The sequence below is a fragment of the Komagataeibacter ossonobensis genome, assembly GCF_057359305.1.
Window position 1 is genome coordinate 1 of the sequence record NZ_JBXAYQ010000091.1, and the last position, 3,835, is coordinate 3,835.

Annotated in this window: 2 protein-coding genes; both read left to right on the forward strand. The window is 46.2% G+C overall.

The genetic code is table 11. The features are described from left to right. Positions 1–47: 47 nt before the first annotated feature. The gene (locus tag AC1RQ9_RS18575) at positions 48–1,895 is read left to right on the forward strand and encodes an ATP-binding protein (RefSeq protein WP_485988071.1); all 1,848 of its coding nucleotides are present in this window, start codon (positions 48–50) and stop codon (positions 1,893–1,895) included. A gap of 275 nt (positions 1,896–2,170) precedes the next feature. Further along, positions 2,171–3,835, forward strand: a 1,665-nt coding sequence (locus AC1RQ9_RS18580; RefSeq protein WP_485988072.1) for a hypothetical protein, incomplete at its 3' end; no start/stop codon positions are given.

A 3,835-nucleotide genomic window follows, 5' to 3' on the forward strand; every position in this document is an offset into this window, starting at 1 on the left:
AAACTATTTTCTGAAGGTCTGCCAAAAGATATTCAAGAGGCAATGGCATGAACGCTTTTCATCTTGATGCTGATCTAGAAATCGGCACAGTCTTTGAGGTAACTGGAAGTTCCATAAAGATTGCTCTTAAACGCGACATCAGAGAACTAACACGTAGCTATGGCGGTCGTGTATACGATGTTGGCCAAATTGGCAGTATTGTCAAAATGCACCTTGGTCGTCGGATTCTTTTTGCGACAGTAAGACTGTTGCGTTTACAGTCTGACGAAGAAACTGCCGCGCTGGCAGCCTCACAAACCAATTCTGTTGACCAAGACCGTCGGGTAATCGAGGCTGATCTACTAGGGGAAGCATGGTTTAACGCATCAGAAAACGAACTATCATTTAAACGAGGAGTTTCTACTTATCCATTGCCACTGCAATCTGTATATTTGATTACAAAAGAAGAAACAGACACGTTATTTGCAAGCGCAGAAAAGACCGCAGGGAACGGCCCTAATCGTCTTGTTCCAATCGGGACATACGTTGGCGCAACACGCGTCCCTTGTCGTGCAAATATGGATAAACTTTTCGGACATCATTGTGCTATTCTTGGATCGACAGGATCTGGAAAATCAAGTGCTGTTGCAGCAGTTATTCACTCGATTCTAGAACATCAATGTGTACCGAACGCACCAACGCGCCCATGTATTATTCTTATCGATCCGCATGGAGAATATGCCTCTGCTTTTCAAGGAAAGGCTAAAGTGTATCGTGCCTATAATGCACTTGGTCAAAACTCGGAAGATGTGACAACTCTGAAATTACCATATTGGTTGATGTCCAGCGATGAATTTCGTTCACTGGTAATTGGAAAAACAGAGTTCGAAGCTACTTCTCAGTCTAATACTGTTTACAAGGCGCTTACCCATGCACGCATGGTCGCTGCTGGACTGGCACATAGTGCAATTGGGAGTATCCCTGCTGATCTTCCGGTTGGACAGCATCCTGAGCATCCCATGCCGATTGCGGATATAACGGAAGATCAACTCGCCTCATTTGACCGTGATAAGCCTCGTCCGTTTAAACTCTCTGAATTTCGAGAGCACATCACAGCTAGACAAGCAAAACGGCTTAACAAAGATAAAAAATGGGAAGACGTAACGCCTTCTGAATTCCAAAAAGACTATGCCTCAATTCTAAATAAGTTTCATGTTCTAACAACCGACCCCAGAATTCGTTTCCTAATGGATGAACATAAAGCAGATTCTCCAACGCTTTCCGATGTTTTGGCTCAATTCTTAAATGTAGATGGAACCGATGATGCATGTTTGAAAATCATTGATATATCAGGGCTTCCGAACGAAGTTGCTGGACCGTTAACAGGTTCAATCGCACGCCTTTTATTTCAATATAAAATTCATCAGACTCGCGAAGAACGCGAAGAAGATCCGATATTATTTGTTTGCGAGGAAGCTCACCGTTATGTACCCAATCGAGGAGAAGCGCAGTATGAAGTTGCTCAGACTGCTATTCGACGCCTTGCTCGTGAGGGTCGGAAATACGGTTTAGGGCTAATGCTGGTATCTCAGCGACCAACAGACATAGAAGATACTGTAATATCTCAATGTAATTCTTGGATTGTCTTGCGTCTTGCAAACAGTAGCGATCAAGAGCATGTGGCGCGGATACTACCCGACAGTCTGTCAGGGATGACAAAAATGCTTTCCTCTCTCCCTCGGCAAGAGGCTCTTTTCGTCGGAGAAGCGGCAGCTATTCCAGCACGAATTCGCTTGCGTAGTTTAAGGCACGACCAATTGCCGAATTCACATGATATTTCTTTTGCCGCGGGCTGGTCATCAGTCGGCACGACGACTTCGAACCTTAAAAATATTGTTTCACGAATGACATCATAGTGACCAGGAAGGCCGTTCGTGAGATCGTGGTATATGGCGGCCCATAAGCTGATCTCTGGACGGAAACCAGACATTTTGCTCCCCCTCAATTTCTTCCATTCGAATTAGAATTGACCCTATTATACTATAGTCTGTGTAAGACATAACTTATAAATCTTCTGCCGCTCGCAACATCCTTTAACTAAAGGTAAAACCTACTTTTCATAATTATGTCTATGTGTTGCTATGATGAGATGTGCATTCACACCTGAAACAGGTAAAGGAAAGTTTAAATAATGATGCAATCAAGTTCTAATAATGGTGACGGAAATATTATTGTTCAGATTGTAGGAGAAAACCATAACGTCACTATTCAGGGAGCTGCTACATTACGACTGACATCATATGAACAATCCGTTTACACGGCGGCTCCTGCAGAAGCGAAGCAGATAGGGAAGCCGGGCTATACACCGAGCGGTCGGCAGGTAGTGTCGATTCTTTCCCCGTTTAATCGGGACAGTTTGCCGCTTCAGGGGCGCAATGAACTGATATCCGAGCTGAAGGCGTGGCTGCAAACAGATGCAGCAGTCTCGATTCAGGTCGTGAGCGGTAAAGGGGGAAGCGGCAAGACACGACTTGCAGCCGAACTTGCTGTCTGGGCACGAGACCAGAAATGGATAGCTGGTTTTGCACGACGAGATGATTTAGATATTTTTCGGAAAAGCGGATGTAAATCTGTATGGAATGATCCCTGCCTTGTCGTGATAGATTATGTAGCTGCAAAAAGTGATGCGATCGGTGCATGGCTTCGCACCCTTGTACATACAGACAAAAAGAAAAGCTTTCCTTTCCGTCTATTACTAATCGAGCGCACTAGTGGAGTTGAAGCTTCTTGGTGGCGCAATCTGTTCGAGTTATCTGGGGTCAACGGGGCAGCAATTCGTAGTCTCCTAGCAGAGAGCGCGCCACTTTCCTTAAATATTATTTCCGACCCTGTAAGGCGTTTTGCAATTTTTAAATCAGCTTGCGAGGTAGCAGGAGCGAAACATATTCCGAACAGAGACAACACGCTAGACAGGAAACTATCAGAAATCAGTCTAGGCGGAGAACCGCTGTTTCTCGCGATGTTTGGACTGGTGACGGCCCAGGTAGGTCTGTTCAGTGCACATGCTCTAAAGGCAGATCGAATTGCGCTTGAATTGGCTGGACAGGAAATGGAGCGCATTGAAATGCATTGGACTGCCGCAGGGCTGACTCTCTGTGGCGAGAGGTTACTACCAGGACATCTTGCAGCCGTCACAACCATTTTAGGTGGGCTGAGCGAAAACGATATGCACGAAACCATTGCCGAAGAATCAGCTGCACTCCATCAAGGCATTGCGGAAGACCGGACTGGGGATGCAAGAGCCGCTCTTCATGTAGCGCTTCCCGCTGAAAATGGTGGAGTCGCGGCGATTGTGCCGGATATCCTAGGTGAAGCCTTAGTTATCAAAGCGTTTGCGCGATTATCACCTAATCTGGCTGTTTCCACAATCCGACGTATTGCTACAAAAAATCGTAAGACCGTAACGGATTTTGTAGTGCGAGCCTGTCAGGATTTTCTGATTCGTGGGCAGAGAACTCCGCTAGAATGGATAAAAGCACTACAGGCGGACGCTGATGAGATAGAAATATTGAAACAGCTCATCGATGCAATGCCTACGCGAACCGTTGAACTACGAGAGGTGGCGCTTGAATTAATAGAAGCTATGTTAATGCAACTACCTGTCGAATCGATGTTTAATCAACAACGCGCTGGATTACTCAACAATCTTTCAAACCGCCTGGCGGCCCTCGGACGCCGGGAAGAAGCACTCGACGCTGTGCAGGGAGCTGTCACGCTATACAGGACACTGGCCTCAGAGCGGCCGGATGCTTTCCGGCCCGATCTGGCCAGAGCACTGAATAATCTTTCAAACCGC